This is a genomic window from Thalassospira sp. MCCC 1A01148 (assembly GCF_001613795.1).
Lineage (GTDB): Bacteria > Pseudomonadota > Alphaproteobacteria > Rhodospirillales > Thalassospiraceae > Thalassospira.
The window spans coordinates 1,205,252-1,222,413 of the sequence record NZ_LPVZ01000020.1; the positions used below are offsets into that span (position 1 = coordinate 1,205,252).

At 56.0% G+C, this 17,162-nt stretch carries 16 protein-coding genes; 8 read left to right on the forward strand and 8 right to left on the reverse strand.

The window, feature by feature from the left end; translation table 11 throughout:
* Window positions 1-6: 6 nt before the first annotated feature.
* A complete protein-coding gene (locus tag AUQ43_RS14960) occupies window positions 7-1,380 on the reverse strand; it encodes a penicillin-binding protein activator (protein WP_232310694.1) in 1,374 nt (457 codons plus the stop codon).
* A gap of 2 nt (window positions 1,381-1,382) precedes the next feature.
* Here AUQ43_RS14960 and rsmI point away from each other — a divergent pair, with 2 nt between their 5' ends.
* Both rsmI and AUQ43_RS14970 read left to right on the forward strand, forming a co-directional pair.
* Window positions 1,383-2,441 (forward strand): 16S rRNA (cytidine(1402)-2'-O)-methyltransferase, encoded by a 1,059-nt coding sequence (gene rsmI, locus AUQ43_RS14965; RefSeq protein WP_084272118.1) that lies wholly within the window; start codon window positions 1,383-1,385, stop codon window positions 2,439-2,441.
* A gap of 2 nt (window positions 2,442-2,443) precedes the next feature.
* Window positions 2,444-2,827 carry a YraN family protein gene (locus tag AUQ43_RS14970; protein WP_062957000.1) on the forward strand — a complete coding sequence of 128 codons (384 nt, stop codon included), beginning with the start codon at window positions 2,444-2,446 and terminating at the stop codon, window positions 2,825-2,827.
* Between the two features lie 23 nt (window positions 2,828-2,850).
* Here AUQ43_RS14970 and AUQ43_RS14975 read toward each other — a convergent pair whose 3' ends face one another.
* Window positions 2,851-3,258 (reverse strand): DUF2000 family protein, encoded by a 408-nt coding sequence (locus AUQ43_RS14975; RefSeq protein WP_062957001.1) that lies wholly within the window; start codon window positions 3,256-3,258, stop codon window positions 2,851-2,853.
* Between the two features lie 32 nt (window positions 3,259-3,290).
* On the opposite strand from AUQ43_RS14975, the gene AUQ43_RS14980 reads away from it, so the two are divergent.
* The 6 genes from AUQ43_RS14980 to AUQ43_RS15005 all read left to right on the forward strand — a co-directional run bounded on the left by AUQ43_RS14980 (window position 3,291) and on the right by AUQ43_RS15005 (window position 11,618).
* A complete protein-coding gene (locus tag AUQ43_RS14980; RefSeq protein WP_062957002.1) occupies window positions 3,291-4,154 on the forward strand; it encodes an AraC family transcriptional regulator in 864 nt (287 codons plus the stop codon).
* A 146-nt stretch (window positions 4,155-4,300) separates the two neighbouring features.
* On the forward strand, window positions 4,301-4,933 hold the full coding sequence (locus AUQ43_RS14985; RefSeq protein ID WP_232310695.1) for a BON domain-containing protein: 633 nt from the start codon (window positions 4,301-4,303) through the stop codon (window positions 4,931-4,933).
* Between the two features lie 93 nt (window positions 4,934-5,026).
* Window positions 5,027-5,989 carry a SirB1 family protein gene (locus tag AUQ43_RS14990; RefSeq protein ID WP_062957004.1) on the forward strand — a complete coding sequence of 321 codons (963 nt, stop codon included), beginning with the start codon at window positions 5,027-5,029 and terminating at the stop codon, window positions 5,987-5,989.
* A gap of 668 nt (window positions 5,990-6,657) precedes the next feature.
* A complete protein-coding gene (locus AUQ43_RS14995; RefSeq protein WP_062957005.1) occupies window positions 6,658-7,647 on the forward strand; it encodes an adenosine kinase in 990 nt (329 codons plus the stop codon).
* A gap of 437 nt (window positions 7,648-8,084) precedes the next feature.
* Window positions 8,085-9,896, forward strand: coding sequence for a translational GTPase TypA (gene typA, locus AUQ43_RS15000; protein ID WP_062957006.1), 1,812 nt, complete (start codon window positions 8,085-8,087; stop codon window positions 9,894-9,896).
* Between the two features lie 156 nt (window positions 9,897-10,052).
* A complete protein-coding gene (locus tag AUQ43_RS15005) occupies window positions 10,053-11,618 on the forward strand; it encodes an MFS transporter (protein ID WP_062957007.1) in 1,566 nt (521 codons plus the stop codon).
* A gap of 134 nt (window positions 11,619-11,752) precedes the next feature.
* Here AUQ43_RS15005 and ptsN read toward each other — a convergent pair whose 3' ends face one another.
* From ptsN to lptC, 6 genes are all read right to left on the reverse strand, one after another.
* Window positions 11,753-12,217, reverse strand: coding sequence for a PTS IIA-like nitrogen regulatory protein PtsN (gene ptsN / locus AUQ43_RS15010; RefSeq protein WP_062957008.1), 465 nt, complete (start codon window positions 12,215-12,217; stop codon window positions 11,753-11,755).
* 38 nt (window positions 12,218-12,255) lie between these two features.
* Window positions 12,256-12,852, reverse strand: coding sequence for a ribosome hibernation-promoting factor, HPF/YfiA family (gene hpf, locus AUQ43_RS15015; RefSeq protein WP_062957009.1), 597 nt, complete (start codon window positions 12,850-12,852; stop codon window positions 12,256-12,258).
* Between the two features lie 162 nt (window positions 12,853-13,014).
* Window positions 13,015-14,595, reverse strand: coding sequence for an RNA polymerase factor sigma-54 (gene rpoN / locus AUQ43_RS15020; RefSeq protein WP_062957010.1), 1,581 nt, complete (start codon window positions 14,593-14,595; stop codon window positions 13,015-13,017).
* A 65-nt stretch (window positions 14,596-14,660) separates the two neighbouring features.
* A complete protein-coding gene (lptB, locus tag AUQ43_RS15025; RefSeq protein WP_062957011.1) occupies window positions 14,661-15,494 on the reverse strand; it encodes an LPS export ABC transporter ATP-binding protein in 834 nt (277 codons plus the stop codon).
* 14 nt (window positions 15,495-15,508) lie between these two features.
* Window positions 15,509-16,402 carry an LptA/OstA family protein gene (locus AUQ43_RS15030; protein WP_062957012.1) on the reverse strand — a complete coding sequence of 298 codons (894 nt, stop codon included), beginning with the start codon at window positions 16,400-16,402 and terminating at the stop codon, window positions 15,509-15,511.
* A gap of 10 nt (window positions 16,403-16,412) precedes the next feature.
* Window positions 16,413-17,159 (reverse strand): LPS export ABC transporter periplasmic protein LptC, encoded by a 747-nt coding sequence (gene lptC / locus AUQ43_RS15035; protein ID WP_062957013.1) that lies wholly within the window; start codon window positions 17,157-17,159, stop codon window positions 16,413-16,415.
* Window positions 17,160-17,162 lie beyond the last annotated feature (3 nt).

A 17,162-nucleotide genomic window follows, 5' to 3' on the forward strand; every position in this document is an offset into this window, starting at 1 on the left:
CCCTGATCAGAAAACCAGATCAAAGCTTGCCGGGGCTGGTGCAATCACCTTTGCGCCATCGGGCTCAATTTGCATGATGGCATAGCCGCGCTCGGACTGGCCGTCCGGGGTCAGGCGGAAAATACCATCCACACCGACAAACCCGCCCGGATTGGTCAGGGTTTCCTGGCTCATATTATTTCCATCGCGCGCCATCAGGGCGGCCAAGGCCGTACTGTCATAGGCAAGGCTTGAGATCCTTGGCGGCTGACTGCCAAATGTGCGTTCAAAGCGCGACGCAAACAGTTCCCAGTTTTCCGGATTGGGGGCGGCAAAAATCCCGCCCTGAAGGGCCGGTTCCGAAAACAGGGCCGGATCGTTCCAGCCAAACGTGCCGATAAACTGCACGACCGACGGATCAATATCGTAATAGGCCAGAAGCGAGGAAACCTGACGCAATTCCCCACCAGTCGCGGGCAGGATCAGGGCGTCAAAATCGAGCTCGCCAAAAGTATCAACACCTTCAAGGCGGCGCAGCGCGCGTTTTGATCCGGCACTGCCATCGGCTTCAAGCTGTGCCTTGTGCGCCCGCAAGTTCGCGCGCCTTGCGTCGTAATTGGCAAAGTCACGAATGGTTTGCTGCAGGTTTTCCGAGCCGGGCTGATAAAAAGCCACGCGGCCAAGATTGCCTCCAACGCGCGAGACAACGCTATTCAATCCGCTGGCGATCTGACGGCCATAGTCGTTTTGCGGCAGAAGGGCCGCGAAACGATAGCGCCCTTGCGTTGTGGCATAACCAGCCGCACGGGCAATCTGGTCTTCCGGGATCAGGCCATTGACCCAGACACCGCTTTCAGCCACCCGGCGATTGTTGGAAAAGGCCACCACCGGCACATTGGCCGACTTGGCAACTTCGCTGGCGCCACTGACCGATTCGGCAAATAGCGGCCCCAGGATCATCTTCGCACCGGCCTCAACCGCTTCACGCGCGGCATTTTGCCCGCCCTGATAAGTTCCGGCGGTATCAATTGGCATCAAAACAAAGTCGTCACCGGCAATATCAAACATGGCAAGCTCTGCGGCGTGACGCATGGCACGCCCCAGATCCCCGTGCTGACCAGACAGCGGAAGCAACAAGGCAACCCGCTTTTCAAAGACCGCAGCTTCGTCATTGAACAGCATCGGAAGTTCCGCACCCTCACCTTCCGGCAGGGCGGCTTCACTGGGCCATGGGTTGGCATCGGGGATCAATCCCTGATCCGGGGCGCTGGTGGGATCGACGGTGTTCGTCCCGGGCTGATTGGTACTTTCAACCGGGGCTCCGTCACGTTGCGATCCGAACAGGTCCGTGATACTCGTGGTCGCATTACATGCGCTTAGCCCGAAAGAGAGGACAACCACAGATGCCGTCCGGCGCACGATCCGGCCCCAAGCCGGAAAAAGATCCGAAAACCGATCCCGATCTGACAACGCCTGACACGGCAGCGCCTCTTTCTGCATCCGGTTCTTTGACGGATGACGTTTCGGACAACCCACTCTCACCTCCAGATAAGTCGTTTCGACCGCAGGGTAATGCGGGCGAGGATGCAAGTAAACATGATGAAAGCCATTTGCCGCTTTCATCTGGTCTTTATCTGGTTGCTACTCCAATCGGAAATTTGGGCGATATTACGTTCAGGGCGCTCGAAATCCTCAAACGCGCCGATGTCATCCTGTGCGAAGACACCCGAACATCGGGCAAATTGCTGTCGCGCTATGGCGTGAAAACCAAGCGAATCGCCTATCACGAACATAACGCGGCAAAGATGCGCCCCGAAATCATGGACCGTCTTGGCAAGGGTCAGGGACTGGCACTGATTTCCGATGCAGGCACCCCGTTGATCAATGATCCCGGCTATAAGCTGGTGCGCGATTGCAAGGAAGAAGGCTTTAACGTCACCGCAGCACCGGGTGCGGCATCGCCGATTGTCGCCCTGATCCTGTCCGGTCTGCCAAGCGATCACTTCTTTTATGCTGGTTTCCTGCCGCCCAAAACGATGGCGCGCAAAAAGGAACTCGCCCGGTTCGCCCCGATCCCGGGCAGCCTGATCTTTCTTGAAAGCCCCAAACGACTGGCGGCAAGCCTGAAAGATATGGGCGAAATGCTCGGTGGCACGCGCGAAGCCGCGGTGACCCGCGAACTCACCAAGATGTTTGAAGAAGTCCGCAACGGCACGCTGGCCGATCTTGCCGCCCATTATGACGAGGCGGGCGCACCAAAGGGCGAGATCGTGGTGATTGTCGGCCCGGCCGATGCCAGCGCAGCAGAACCCAGTGCCGAGGATATTGACGCGCGCCTAAGCGAGCTGATCAAAACCCACCGCACCAAGGAGGCGGCTGATATCCTTGCCAAGGAAACCGGCCTCAAGAAGCGCGACCTTTATAATCGTGCCCTTGAACTGGCCAAATCGGACCCGAACTGACCATGACCCGATCCCGTCCCTTGCCTGATGACACATCAAGCCGCAAGCGGGCGGAAAAGGCCGGACGCCGGGCGGAAAAGCTTTGTGAATTCTGGCTGCGCCTGAAGGGCTATCGCATTCTTGCCACCCGCCATAAAAGCCCTGCCGGTGAGATTGACATCATCGCCAGACGCGGAAATATCCTGATCGCCATTGAGGTCAAAAACCGCGCTGATCATGAAGCCGCCCTTCACGCCATCACACCCAGACAACAAAACCGCATCGCCCGCGCGCTTGAAGCCTATGCGGGCAAAATCGGCCATGCGGGCGACCTGCGGCTTGATCTGATGATTGTCGGCAAATGGGGCTGGATCACCCATCTCGGAAATGCTTGGCAGGTTTCTTAGGCAGCGAAACCTGCCATCCGGGCTCAGGGATGCATCTTCGCACCCTTGGTAATTTTATCGACACTGCGTTTGTCAGCGTGAATGCCAATACCTACAAACTTAGCGTTTTGCGGATCAGCCTTGGCAAACACATCGCGATTGGCGCCGTCATGGCCGGTGGCAAACATGTCCTCGATATAGGCAGACATTCGGACACCGCGGTTTAACGCCCGCTGATGGATTTTGGCGATGGTGTCACTGTCAGCCGCCAGAACGATGGCGGGCTGCCGTGATAGCGGGTTATAGACGTTCTGGTTTGCATCAATATAGGGCTCCCCGATAATATCTGGGGTCTGGGCGACAATGCCGCTCATCAGGAACGCCGTGACATTCAGGGATTGCCAAGCTTCAAGGTCATTGCGCAAAATCAGGGCAACTTTGGTATCAAACATCTACTTACTCCAGTCGGTCGGGTAATCTGGTAATGAAAGAAGCAATAGACCAGCCTGATGATCGCGGTATTGAACGTTTGTGCAAAAAACGTGAACGCTTCGTCGCTGCGCCGACCGCACCGGGGATCGAGCGGATCGAAGCCCTTTTTTATGGCAACATGTTCACCCCGCATCGCCACGATACCTATGCGCTTGGCATCACCCTGCAAGGCATTCAGACCTTCAACTATCGCGGGGAATTTCGCGCCAGCAATCCGGGCAATATCATCATCCTGCATCCAGACGAGCTGCATGATGGCGGGGCGGGTACCGATGATGGCTTGCAATATCGCATGCTTTATCTTGAACCGGCCTTGTTGCGATCGGGCCTTGATCATGAAAGCGACCCCCTGCCCTTTGTCGGCGAACCGGTTATTCAGGACCCGGTGTTGTGGTCGATCATGGCGTCTGCATTGGGTGAACTTGAATGCGACATGGATCCGCTTTTGCGTGACCAGTTTGTTGGCGATATTGCCCAACGCCTGTCATTGCACGCCAAGGCACCGCTGAAACGCCCGCGCTTCAACGCCAGCCAAAGCATGGATCAGGTGCGCGCCTTTCTTGAAGACAACTTTGACCGCCCGGTGCAGTCTGACGAGCTTGAACAGGTTGCCAATATGGACCGTTTTCGTCTGATCCGCCATTTCCGGGCACGGTTCGGGACAACACCCTATCGCTATTTGATGATGCGCCGCCTGCAAAAGGCACGTGCGATGATGGCGCTGGGCCAGTCGCTTGCCGGAATCGCGGCCGAAACGGGCTTTGCCGATCAAAGCCATTTCAACCGCCATTTCCGCCAGACTTATGGCGTGTCACCGGGACGCTGGGCGGAATTGCTGACTAGCAAAACCCATTGACGGGTGCCACTGGCCATCCAGCCTGACGCCCAATTTTCAGAAAAATGCATTTTTACTGATAAAGCGGCCCGGATTTTAAAACTCTTTAACCCCCGCGCTCCAGTATGGACCCTGAAGACTGGGGGAACTGGACGAGACATCCGTATATGTCACCAACAATAATGGTCAATCGGCCACTTGGCATCGCCAAAGCACTTTTACTGAGCGCTATTTGCCTGATACCGCTTGCGGGATGCACGCCTGCATCCGTTGTGGTCGGGGCCGGCGCAACCGCGGGCGTTGCAGCGTTTCAGGAGCGCGGCCTGAACGGCGCGGTCAGTGATACAGCGATCACCGCCCAGATATGGCAGAAGTTTCTGGCACAGGACGAAAAGCTGTTTCTCGATATCGAGATCGAAGTGGTTGAAGGCGAAGTTCTTTTGGCAGGCCAGGTGCCGACTGTCAGCGATCAGCTTGAAGCCGTGCGATTAAGCTGGCAGGTTAATGGGGTCAAAAGCGTTCATAACGAGATCGAGATCGGCGAGGGCATGACCTTCGTAGATAATGCGAGTGATCTTTTGATCACCACCAAGATCAAAACCGCACTGATGTTTGATGGCGATGTGTTCGCGATCAATTACAGCGTCGAGACCGTAAACGGGACAGTTCATCTTATGGGGATCGCGCAGGACGAACTTGAACGCAATCGCGTGATTTCGCATGCCCGAGACACCAGTTACGTCAAACGGGTTGTCAGTCACATCCGTCTGAAAGACGACGCCATCCGACAAGGAACCTGAACCATCAGCAGCGTCAGCCACATAACAGCACCGACCGATGCGGATCGCCAATGGCTTGTCGATTATGGCAAGGGCAAAAAGCCTGATGCCAGCGTGGCCGAGGCAGCCCTGCATTTTGCCCGCCTCAATCAGTCGAATGGAACACACAAGCGCGATATCGTGCCGTTTCTTGCCATCCTTGACGATCTGGCCGATCAGGTCCGGTCCGAGTTGGCGGGGCTTACCCTGCAACCCGATCTGGCAGTTGATGGCGGCAATCAGCCGCTTCCGGTCGATGACAAGGAAGCCGAACCGACCATTGATCAGGTTGTCCGCGCCCTGCAAACCGTGATTGCCGAACGCAATGGTTTTCAGGGGGATGCGGAAAACTACGACGACCTGGCCAATGCCGACCTGATGCAGGTGATTGAGCGCAAGCGCGGCCTGCCGGTTGCGCTTGGCATGCTGTATATCCACGCGGCACGGCGTTGTGGCATTGCCGTAACCGGAATTGATTTTCCGGGTCACTTTCTGCTGCGTGTTCAGGCCAATGGCAAACGCAAGATGATCGACCCGTTCCATGGCGCAATCAGCCTTGGTCCAGCGGAATTGCGCGAACTGCTGAAGTCTTTCAGTGGGCTGGATGCCGAATTGGCCCCGGAACACTACAAGCCATCATCCGACATCGATATTTTGTTGCGACTTCAAAACAATATAAAGGTACGGGCCCTTCGCGCCGGTGAATTGGAGCTCGCAACCCGTGTTATCGAGCACAGTCTGCTGATTGATCCGGAACATGAAGGCCTTTGGCACCAGCTTGGTGCGCTTTATGCCCGCCTTGATCAGGACCATATGGCCCTTGGTGCGTTTGAACAGTTCGTCAAACGTTGTGATGACCCGCTTCATCGCGCCCGGATCGAAGCCGTGATCGAAGAATTGCGGGATAGACTAACCCACAATACGGCCCACCAGAACGCCAATGGCAAATCCGGCGACGATGCGGCAAACCTGACCGCCGAGGACAGCACGGAACCACGGGAAAACAACGATCCGATCCCGCTTTTCCCCGATAAGTAGTCGCCGACTTCCCCCGGAAAATCCCCTGATTCATACTGGAACACCCCTTTTTGCGGGATGCTCATCATGGCGTCCTGTCGATGCTCCCGCACGCTTAAACTGCTATTTATCCAATATAGACATAATCATCATTGCCTATTAATAGATAATTAGCTGACTACATTTAGCTCTATTTCAAGACAAAACGGTTTGTCTTGAACACTGCTCTGCTGCGAAACGCCGAAATTGGCCTTTCAAAAACATGTAAGTTTGCTTGTTATGGTATTTTTGGCCACTTTTCCGGCGCCATGCGCGCCCTTATCTTCGAAAAGACTGAATAAAGCGCGACCCGTTGATTTCTGCGGCTTTGCGGCGGGTGGCTTTTGAACAGGCGAGCTCAGAAGCGATTTCCTCGACCCATGGTTTCAATTTCAAATCGCTCCGGGATCGAATTTCGTTGATCAACGCCCCAAAAAACATCTTTTGTAGTTTTTCCGGAGGTTAATGACCGGTTAAACGACCGGGGACGAAACAGTTGCAAGGCTTGCACCGCACAATGCATTCCCTATACTCCGCATCAGACAATATAGAAGGCAATCGAGCACGGCCTTGTGCTGTCTCTCTCGCCGCACGGCTTACCGGGAATATCACGGTGCCGTTCACACCGACTAACCGCAGGAAATTACTACATGAACGACACCAAATTCGACGTCGTTGGGATCGGCAACGCCATCGTTGATGTCCTTGCCCATTGCAAGGAAGAAGACCTTGTGCGCCTCGACCTTGTCAAAAACGCCATGACCCTGATTGATGCCGACAAGGCAGATGCGCTTTATGACCAGATGGGGCCGGGCCTTGAAATGTCGGGCGGTTCGGCTGGCAACACCATGGCAGGCATCGCAGCCCTTGGCGGCAAGGGTGCCTATATCGGCAAGGTCCGCGATGATCAGCTTGGTCAGGTTTTCCGCCACGATATCCGCGCGATTGGTGTCGCATTCGACACGGCAGCTGCCACCGAAGGTTCGCCGACGGCACGCTGCCTGATCTTTGTCACCCCGGATGGTCACCGCACCATGAACACCTTCCTTGGCGCCTGCACAGAGCTTGGCCCGGATGACATTGATGAAGATCTGATCAAATCCGCCAAGGTCACCTATATGGAGGGTTATCTTTGGGATCGCCCCGAAGCCAAGGACGCCTTCATCAAGGCTGCCAAGGTCGCCCATGATGCTGGCCGTCAGGTTTCGATCAGCTTGTCTGACTCTTTCTGCGTTGATCGCCATCGCGAATCCTTCCGCGAACTGGTCGATGACCATATCGACGTGCTGTTTGCCAACGAAGACGAGATCAAGTCGCTTTACGAAGTCGAGACCTTTGAAGAAGCGCTGGCCGAAGTCCGCAAGCATTGCCGTGTCGCGGCCCTGACCCGCAGTGAAAAGGGTGCCGTTATCGTAAGCCAGGACGAACTTTACGAAATCAGCGCCGAGCCGGTCACCAAAGTGGTCGATACCACCGGTGCCGGTGATCTGTTTGCTTCGGGCTTCCTGTTTGGCTACACGCAGGGTCATACCCTTGAGATTTGTGGTCAGCTTGGCGCGATCTGTGCGGCAGAAGTGATTTCGCATATGGGTGCGCGCCCGGATGCGGACCTTAAGGAGCTGATCGCAAAGGCGATCTGATCACTCTTTTATATAGAGCGTGCAAACGCTCGTAAGATTTCACGGGACGGCAACAATTCAATGCCGTCCCGTTTTTTGCTCACAAATGCAGGGTTTGCGCGGCGCTGCAGCGCAACACAAGCATTGACTTTGTCCAGAGTTTGGCGCAAACAGCCCGCATTGCAGAATAATCAACCCGACATGGCGCTTACAACGCTGGCCTTTCGCCTTCACATTGGCTATGACAGGGCGGCCTTCGGGCATATCTGCACGATTACGATCCGGGCCAGTAAACATTCAGCACATATGTTGATGTCGGGTTCCCGCCGGTGATACCGGCGTGTGGCAACCCCAAACCGTTTTGCTGAATATCTACTGGCCTTGAAACACTTACTTATTGACCGATGCGCATGGGCGTTTCCCGGCGCGCGGCATTTTTATTTCTGGAGTCCGCGCCAATGAGCTTGCGCAATATCGCCATCATCGCCCACGTTGACCACGGCAAAACCACGCTGGTCGATTCCATGTTCCGTCAGTCCGGTGTCTATCGTGACAACCAGCGCGTTGACGAACGCGCCATGGACAGCAACGACCTGGAACGTGAACGTGGCATTACCATCGTCGCAAAACCGACGGCTGTTCAGTGGGGCGACACCCGTGTGAACATCGTTGATACCCCGGGCCACGCCGATTTCGGCGGTGAGGTCGAACGTATCCTGTCCATGGTTGAAGGCGTTGTCTTGCTGGTGGATTCGGCCGAAGGCCCGATGCCGCAGACCAAATTCGTTCTGGGCAAGGCGCTTAAACTCGGTCTGCGCCCGATTGTCGTCATTAACAAGATTGACCGTCCGGACCAGCGCGCCGAAGAAGTTCTCGACGAGATTTTTGATCTGTTCGTATCGCTTGAAGCATCTGACGAACAGCTCGACTTCCCGGTTCTGTATGCATCCGGTCGTGACGGCTGGGCGGCTGAAAGCCCGGAAGGCCCGAAAGACAACCTGACCCCGCTGATGGAACTCGTTCTCAAACATGTTCCGGCACCCGACGTTGATGAAAACGCCCCGTTCGCCATGCTGACCACCATGCTGCATGCCGATAACTTCCTGGGCCGCATTCTGACCGGTCGTGTTTATCAGGGTCGTGCGAAACTCAACATGCCGGTGAAGGTCCTTCGCGAAGATGGCACGGTTGAAACCGGCCGCCTGTCCAAACTGATGGGCTTCCGCGGTCTGGAACGTGTCCCGCAGGACGAAGCCGTTGCTGGTGACATCATCGCGATTGCCGGTCTGACCGAAGCAACCGTGGCCGACACCATCTGTTCGACCGAAGTCACCAAGTCCATCGAAAGCCAGCCGATCGATCCGCCGACCCTGGCGATGACCTTCTCGGTCAACAACTCGCCGCTGGCCGGCCAGGAAGGTGACAAGGTTACCTCGCGCATGATCCGTGCGCGTCTGGAACGCGAAGCCGAAGGCAACATCGCGATCAAGATTGGCGAAACCGCCGACAAGGATGCGTTCGAAGTTGCCGGTCGTGGTGAATTGCAGCTTGGCGTTCTGGTCGAAACCATGCGCCGCGAAGGCTTCGAGCTTTCCATCTCGCGTCCGCGCGTTCTGTTCCAGGAAATCGACGGCGTCCTGTCCGAGCCGTTCGAAGAAGTCCAGGTTGACGTCGACGAGGAATATTCCGGCGTCGTGGTCGAGAAAATGAGCCTGCGCAAGGCTGAAATGACCGACATGCGCTCCAGCGGTGGCGGCAAGACCCGTATCATCTTCATCGCGCCGTCGCGCGGCCTGATCGGTTATCACGGTGAATTCCTGACCGATACCCGCGGTACCGGCGTTATGAACCGCGTGTTCCATTCCTATGGCCCGGTCAAGGGTTCCATTGCGGGTCGTCGTAACGGTGCGCTGATTTCCAACGATCAGGGCGATGCGGTTGCCTATGCGCTGTTTAACCTTGAAGATCGCGGCATCATGTTCATCGAGCCGGGCGAGCGTGTCTATCAGGGCATGATCGTTGGCGAACATAACCGTGACAACGATCTCGAGATCAACGTACTCAAGGGCAAGAAGCTGACCAACGTCCGCGCATCGGGCAAGGATGACGCCATCCTGCTGACCCCGCCGCGCCGCATGTCGCTTGAAGAAGCCCTGTCCTATATTCAGGACGACGAACTGGTCGAAGTGACCCCGCAAAGTGTGCGTATCCGCAAGCAACACCTTGACCCGAACGTTCGTAAGCGCGAAAGCCGCAAAAAAGAAGGCTAAGCCTTTCTTTCAAAACCACATGCAAAAAGGGCCGGTCCAAAAGGATCGGCCTTTTTTCTTGTCTGCCCGTCCAACGGGCATCCGCCCTTGGTTTCGGCTTTCATTAACCTGTTTGGCCTAGCTTCGTGCCAGCGTATTTCAACTCGGGGGAAATCAATGAACAGCATGGAAAAGCGAAGCTGGGGCGAGGCCTTTGGCGCCTTTATTCATCCGCGCGTGATTACGATGCTGTTTTTGGGATTGTCGGCGGGCATTCCCATCCTTTTGATTTTCTCGACCCTGTCGATCTGGCTGCGCGAAGCTGGCGTCGATCGCTCTACGGTGACCTATTTCAGTTGGGCCGCCCTTGGCTATTCCTTCAAGTTTGTCTGGGCACCGCTGATTGACCGGCTGCCCTTCCCGGTCCTGCACAGCCTTATGGGCAGAAGGCGCTCCTGGCTGATCATTTCCCAGATCGCGATCATTGCCGCCATCCTGTGGATGGGCCTGACCGACCCGGCGCAAAACCTGACCATGATGGCCTTTGCCGCCGTTGCCCTTGGTTTCGCCTCTGCCACACAGGATATCGTCATTGATGCCTACCGGATCGAGGCCGCAGATACCGACCTGCAGGCAATGATGAGTTCGGCCTATATTGGCGGATATCGCATCGGCATGATCGTCGCCGGTGCCGGGGCACTCACCATTGCTGGCCTGTTTGAGGCCGAAGGCGCCTATCAGCACTTTGCGTGGACCATGGCCTATGGCTGCATGGCGCTTGCCATGTGTATCGGGGTGATCACCACCCTCCTCGTCAGTGAACCCAGGTCGGTTAAGCTCGACAGCAAATATTTCCACGAAACATCTGACTATGTCCGGTTTCTTGCGATGTTTGCACTTACCGTGATCGCCTTCATCCTTGCCAATGTCTATGCGGGAAACATCACCGATCCACTCAAAACGGCCCTGACCGACAACGGGATGATCCGCGAACTGGCCGGCTTTATCGCAGGAACCCTCAAACTTGCGGTTTCGGTGGTATTTGCTGTCTTTGTCGCCTGGCTCACCACGCGGGTTGGCCTGACCCCGACCGGCATGGTTCAGGAAACCTATATTTCGCCGGTGAGGGACTTCATTGATCGCTATGGCAAGGCCGCCATCGTCATCCTCGCCCTGATCGGGGTGTATCGCATTGCCGACATCGTCATGGGCGTGATGGCCAACGTGTTTTACACCGACCTTGGTTTCTCCAAGGAAGAAATCGCCGCCGTTTCCAAGACATTTGGCCTGTTCATGACCATTGGCGGCAGTTTCCTGGGCGGGGTGCTGTCGGTTCGCTATGGCGTGGTACGGATCCTGTTTCTTGGCGCGTTGTTATCGGCAATCACCAATATCCTGTTTGCCTTCATGGCGCAGCTTGGCCCCGACACCACAATGTTTGTCGTGGTGATCATGGCCGACAACATGTCGGGTGGTCTCGCAACCGCAGCCTTCATCGCCTATCTGTCGGGCCTGACCAATATCTCGTTCACGGCCATGCAATACGCGATCTTCAGTTCGATCATGACCCTGTTTCCCAAAATCCTTGCAGGGTTCTCCGGCACGGTGGTCGATATGGTCGGCTATAGCTGGTTCTTTATCGGCACGGCCGTGATCGGCATTCCAGTTCTGTATCTTGTTGTTCTTGCCGGGCGCCTGACAAAGGTCAAGGAAGCAGAGGACGCCAGACAGGCCGGAGTCTGAGCCGCCAGGATGCCTGTAACCTGTAGCTGGTCAGAAACATCAATGACCCAAAACAAAACCGGACGCCTGATATGGCGTCCGGTTTTTTAAATCTTGTATCTGTTACGGGGACTACCCGCCGCTCACTGACCGTTTCACGCGGCCTGTTCGGCCTCGTCCTGGGTCAGCAGTGCGTAGATCGCGTCGGCTGAGCCAGCCCCGCGCAGTTTGTCACACATGCCCTGGTTACGCAGCAGGCGGGAAATCCGCGCCAGTGCTTTCAGGTGATCGGCCCCGGCTTCTTCAGGTGCAATCAGCATGCAGAACAGGTCGACCGGATGTTCATCCACGGCATCGAACTCGATCGGATTGCCTGCACGGGCAAAGACCATATGCAGACGGTCCAGATCATTGAGCTTGCCATGTGGAATTGCCACACCGCCACCAACGCCGGTGCTGCCAAGCTTTTCACGGTCAAGCAGGACAGAGAAAATCTCGCTCGCAGGGCGTCCGGTAACTTCGGCAGCCTTTTCGGCAAGTTCCTCAAGCACAGCCTTCTTCGCGCCGGAACGCAGTGCCGGGATAACTCCGGACGGAGTAAGAATCGATGATATGTCCATTTTTCGCGTTGCGTTGTTTGGCTCGGAATCTGTGTCAGTCACCCGCCGCTCGCCTCGCTATCGTTTGGATCCAGCCATCCGATATTACCGTCCGAGCGACGATAGACAACATTCAGTCCGCCATGTTTGCCATTCCGGAACATAAGTGCCGGAATGTCCCCCAAGTCGAGCCGCATGACAGCCTCCCCAACGGAAAGCGTATCGATGCGATCGGGTGTCTCGGCCACAATCACCGGTTCATAGCCGTTTACGTGATTGTCATCCGTTTGATCTTCATCTTCCTGTTCGATCACATAATGGATCGCTTCCAGGCGAGCCTCCTCATAGTGGTCCCGGGTTGCGTGATGATCACGCAGGCGTCGTTTATAACGCCGCAACTGTTTGGCTACTCTGTCACAGGCGGCATCAAATGCGGGATAAACCTCATTTGCTGATGCTTTTGCCTGAATCATCATGCCTTTGCCGACATGGACCGATATCTGCGCGTGAAAGAGATGTGCCTGTTTGGTGACGGTCACCGTGGCTTCGATCGCGTGATCGAAATATTTCTCTACTGCAGGGTCCAAGGTCTCGACGACGTGTTGGCGAAACGCTTCGCCTACGTCAAGTTGCTTACCGATAACCGTAATTTGCATGGATCGCCTATCCCCGGTTGAGTGACTTACCAGTACATTTGAATGTTCGGTGCCCCTCAGTCAGGTGGGCGCACCATATTCCCTCGTCATTACCAAGTCAAGATATGGGTATGTTCCCTTGAATTACAGCACCTTAAGGTACATTTTTTCGATAAAATCGTGCTAGGACGCACGTGATTTTTTCTCGCGCCGACGCTGGACTGACGAAGGAATGCGCATAGCTTCCCTGTATTTTGCCACTGTTCGGCGCGCAATGTCGATTCCTTCCTTGCCCAGAAGCTCAACCAGTTTGTCATCAGACAAAATCTTCTTAGGTTCTTCGTTGTCGATCAATGACTTGATCCGATGGCGCACGGCCTCTGATGAATAGGCGTCACCACCGTCAGAAGACGAGATGGCTGTGGTAAAGAAGTATTTCAGTTCGAACATCCCACGCGGGGTCGACATGAACTTGCCATTGGTCACGCGTGAAACCGTACTTTCATGCATGCCGATCGCCTCGGCAATGTCGCGCAGAATAAGCGGACGCAGATGCCCGACCCCGTGGGTAAAGAATCCGTCCTGCTGGCGCACGATCTCGCTGGCGACCTTCATGATGGTGGTTGCACGCTGATGCAGCGCCTTGACCAGCCAGTTGGCACTCTGCAGTTTTTCGCTCATGAAGCCGCGTTCTTCGCGGTCACGCAGCCCGGATCCGATTTGGGCGACATAGTCCTCATTGACCAGAACCCGTGGCAGGGCCTCGGAATTCAGTTCCAGATGCCAGTTGCCATTCCCTGCCGAACGCATCAGAACATCCGGGATCACAGGGGTTGCGATTTCGCCATCAGCGGTTTTACCCGGTCGCGGATCAAGGGTTTTGATCTCGTCGATCATGTCGTAAAGGTCATCCGAATCGACCCCGCAGACACGCCGCAAACGATCAAAATCACGCTTGGCCAGCAATTCCAGATTGGCCAGAAGGGCGGCCATCGCCGGATCAAAGCGGTTGAGTTCCCGCAACTGCAGTTCCAGACATTCCGCCAGATCACGGGCAAAGATGCCGACCGGATCAAAGCCCTGCATGATTTTCAGAACGCGCTCGACATCGGTCAAATCGCATTCAAGCGCCTCGGAAACTTCATCAAGCGCGCCGCTGATATAGCCATTCTCATCAAGCATATCGATCAGATAGCTTCCGATCATGCGCGACGTGGCATCGGCAAAGGCAATGTTGAGCTGATCATCAAGTGACTGGCGCAGTGTCGCCTCGTCCGCAAGGGTCTGTTCCAGCCCCGGCAGGTCATCGCCCCCGGCTGCCGAACCGCCGACACCGCCACCTGTCCCGCCGCCATAGGGCGCGGAATAATCGTGGCTGCCCGAAACCGGTTCGCCATTGCGGGTGATTTCGCCCTCGCCGCCATACAGCGCGTCACTTGAAACATCAAGCGGGCCATCATCGCTGCCCATGGATTCACTCGATGTCAGACGATCCGTGCCAAACTGGTCATCGCGATCTGCGAAATTGTCGTTGGAGCGACTATCAAGGCCTTCATCGCCATTGCCCACCGCACCGTCGCCGGCCTCGGCATAGGTTTGGCCGGGATCGGCCCGCTCGAGCAGCGGGTTTTCCATCAGTTCACTGTCGATGAAATTGGAAAGCTCAATATTATTGAATTGCAGCAGTTTGATAGCCTGCTGCAGCTGGGGAGTCATGACAAGTGACTGGGACTGGCGTAGATCCAGACGCGCCTTCAGGGCCATTTATGCACTACCCCGTGTCAATCCGAACTCTCCCCCCAAGACTTCATTGACGGCTGGCGGCGTTATCAAAGGCTGAAACGATCGCCCAGATAAACCCTGCGTACATCGTCATTTCGAACGATTTCCTCAGGTCCACCTTCCATCAAAACCCGACCATCATGCAAGATATATGCCCGGTCGATAATGTCTAGAGTCTCGCGCACATTGTGGTCAGTAATCAAGACCCCAATGCCACGATCTTTCAGATGACGTACAAGATCGCGAATATCACCCACTGCAATCGGGTCAATCCCGGCAAGTGGTTCATCAAGCAGAACAAAATTCGGATGGGCCGCAAGCGCACGCGCAATCTCGCAACGGCGGCGTTCCCCGCCCGAAAGGGCAAGTGCGGGTGTACGGCGCAAATGTTCGATCGCAAATTCTGCCAGAAGGTCTTCAAGGGATTGTTCGCGCTTAAGGCGGTCATCCTCGACCACTTCAAGAACAGCCATGATATTCTGTTCGACGGTCATACCGCGAAAGATCGAGGCTTCCTGTGGCAAATAGCCGATTCCCATGCGTGCGCGCTGATACATCGGCATCATGGTGATGTCACGCCCATCAAGGGAAATCGTGCCGCGATCTGCGGCAATAAGGCCGGTAATGATATAGAAACTGGTGGTTTTGCCTGCGCCGTTCGGGCCCAGAAGGCCAACCGCTTCACCGCGCTGTACCGACACCGAGACATCTTTGAGCACCGGACGCTTCTTGAAGCTTTTGCCAAGATTATGCGCCACAAGACCCTTGTTCGTGCTGATCAGGCGCGGACCGGTTGTCCCGCCGTCAGTTGGCTGTGCGCTGCCAGATGCAGCTGTCGCCTTGGCGTTGTCGGATTTTACGCTTTTGCGCGACCAGAACAAATGACCGACCTTTCTCAGTTACCGGTCCCGGCATCGGCCGGGCTGTTGTTTTCGTCTTTTTGCGGAACCAGAAGGCCCCGAACACGGGTTTTGCCATCGCCACTACCGTCGGCCGTCAGACGACTGATCCCGGTATTCAGGTCCACAACGGCACGATCCCCGTTCAACTGGTTTTCCCCGCGGGTGATCTTAACCGATCCAATAAGGGTCGCGATACCTGTTTTCGCATCATAAACACCCTGGTCGCCGACAACAAACTCTGTCGCTGTGCGAATATTCACATTGCCCTGGCCATCGATGCGGCGCAATTCGTTGGCCCCGCCCTCGCCGGCCTCAAAGCGCGCGGTCAATACATCCCCGCGCAGCGTGCGATCTTCGGCCACGGCAACCGCATCACCGCGTGCCACCGCCACACGCTCTGTTTCCCAATATTCAAGGCTGTCGCGTGCGGTCAGGGTTTCAGTGGGGGTGGTGTATTTAAGGTTATCCCCAGTCAGCACGACCACGGCCTCGTCAATGTCATAAACGGCGCGATCGCCAATGGCGACGTCGGTATCGGATGAAAGCTTCACATTGCCGGTCGCGATGATGCGGTAAATCTCGCTATTGCCGTCGCGGTCGCGATAAAGTGCCTGCAACTCGTCGGCATCAACACGCGATCCGCCACGTTTGGCCACCGCATTGCCACGCGCGATCAGAACCTGCTCGTTGCGGCGCCATTCGATGCCGTTATCAGACTCGACTTCAAGCCCGCCACTGCCATTCTGGGCCAAACCCAACGGATTGGCCGCAGCATCCTTGACCGTGCTGGACAGGCCGATCACGGCCGCACCCAGCATAAGCCCCCCCAGCACAAGGGGTGTCAGAACCGTTCCAGTCTTGCGGGCGAGATGCGGCATCGCAATCATGACTTCCCTCTCATTGCTCCGTCGAATTCATTGCACTGTCGAAAATCACCAGACGGGATTTCCCCAAAAAGCGGATCACCGCCCCCTTGTCTTCAAGCTCAAACCCGGAATCGGATGCAATGGTGCCAAACGGCCCCTGCCCGTCAACCGGCACATCACCGCTGGCACTGCCGGAATTCATGGCAATTTCAGCTTCTTCCGTATGAATTTCAAAGCCCTGATCGTGGTACATGTTCACCGTGCCCACCAGATCAAGTATCCCGTCAGCTTCAGTATAGAACCCCTCATTGGCGGTCATCGCGATCCACGATCCGTCATTAAGCGTGATATCGGCCTGCGGCGCTGACAGGTAAATATGGTCGGGTCGCGTTTCGGTTTCTGCGGTTTCAACGGCCTCACTGGCCGTGACGGTAAAGGGCTGTCGATTGCCATCCACGCCAAAGAAGCGGGGTTTGCTCATCGCAACATTTTCCATCAGATCTTCGGGCGAGGTGGAAAAGCCCAGCCGAAAGCCGCTTTCCTGCACCTGTTCGATCTGCGGCCACAGCACCACAAGGGCGAGGATCGTCATCGCGATCAGCGGCAGGACGAATTTCAGCATATTGACGATGACACGGCGGAACGGATTGATCCGCACATTACGCCGCGCCGAGGGCATGCGATCACGCGAAAAGCCGCGTGCGTGGCGTTGCTCACGTGCTTCGGCCTTCTGGCTTTCGTCGTGATCCTCGACCTGTGGCGTGCCCTCTGTGCTCATGCG

Excerpts from the sequence above, each read along its gene's own strand:
- rsmI (WP_084272118.1), top strand. The coding sequence starts at position 1,383 with ATGCCGTCCGGCGCACGATCCGGCCCCAAGCCGGAAAAAGATCCGAAA.
- AUQ43_RS14970 (WP_062957000.1), top strand. The coding sequence starts at position 2,444 with ATGACCCGATCCCGTCCCTTGCCTGATGACACATCAAGCCGCAAGCGG.
- AUQ43_RS14975 (WP_062957001.1), bottom strand. The coding sequence starts at position 3,258 with ATGTTTGATACCAAAGTTGCCCTGATTTTGCGCAATGACCTTGAAGCT.
- AUQ43_RS14980 (WP_062957002.1), top strand. The coding sequence starts at position 3,291 with ATGAAAGAAGCAATAGACCAGCCTGATGATCGCGGTATTGAACGTTTG.
- AUQ43_RS14985 (WP_232310695.1), top strand. The coding sequence starts at position 4,301 with ATGTCACCAACAATAATGGTCAATCGGCCACTTGGCATCGCCAAAGCA.
- AUQ43_RS14995 (WP_062957005.1), top strand. The coding sequence starts at position 6,658 with ATGAACGACACCAAATTCGACGTCGTTGGGATCGGCAACGCCATCGTT.
- typA (WP_062957006.1), top strand. The coding sequence starts at position 8,085 with ATGAGCTTGCGCAATATCGCCATCATCGCCCACGTTGACCACGGCAAA.
- AUQ43_RS15005 (WP_062957007.1), top strand. The coding sequence starts at position 10,053 with ATGAACAGCATGGAAAAGCGAAGCTGGGGCGAGGCCTTTGGCGCCTTT.
- ptsN (WP_062957008.1), bottom strand. The coding sequence starts at position 12,217 with ATGGACATATCATCGATTCTTACTCCGTCCGGAGTTATCCCGGCACTG.
- hpf (WP_062957009.1), bottom strand. The coding sequence starts at position 12,852 with ATGCAAATTACGGTTATCGGTAAGCAACTTGACGTAGGCGAAGCGTTT.
- rpoN (WP_062957010.1), bottom strand. The coding sequence starts at position 14,595 with ATGGCCCTGAAGGCGCGTCTGGATCTACGCCAGTCCCAGTCACTTGTC.
- AUQ43_RS15030 (WP_062957012.1), bottom strand. The coding sequence starts at position 16,402 with ATGATTGCGATGCCGCATCTCGCCCGCAAGACTGGAACGGTTCTGACA.
- lptC (WP_062957013.1), bottom strand. The coding sequence starts at position 17,159 with ATGAGCACAGAGGGCACGCCACAGGTCGAGGATCACGACGAAAGCCAG.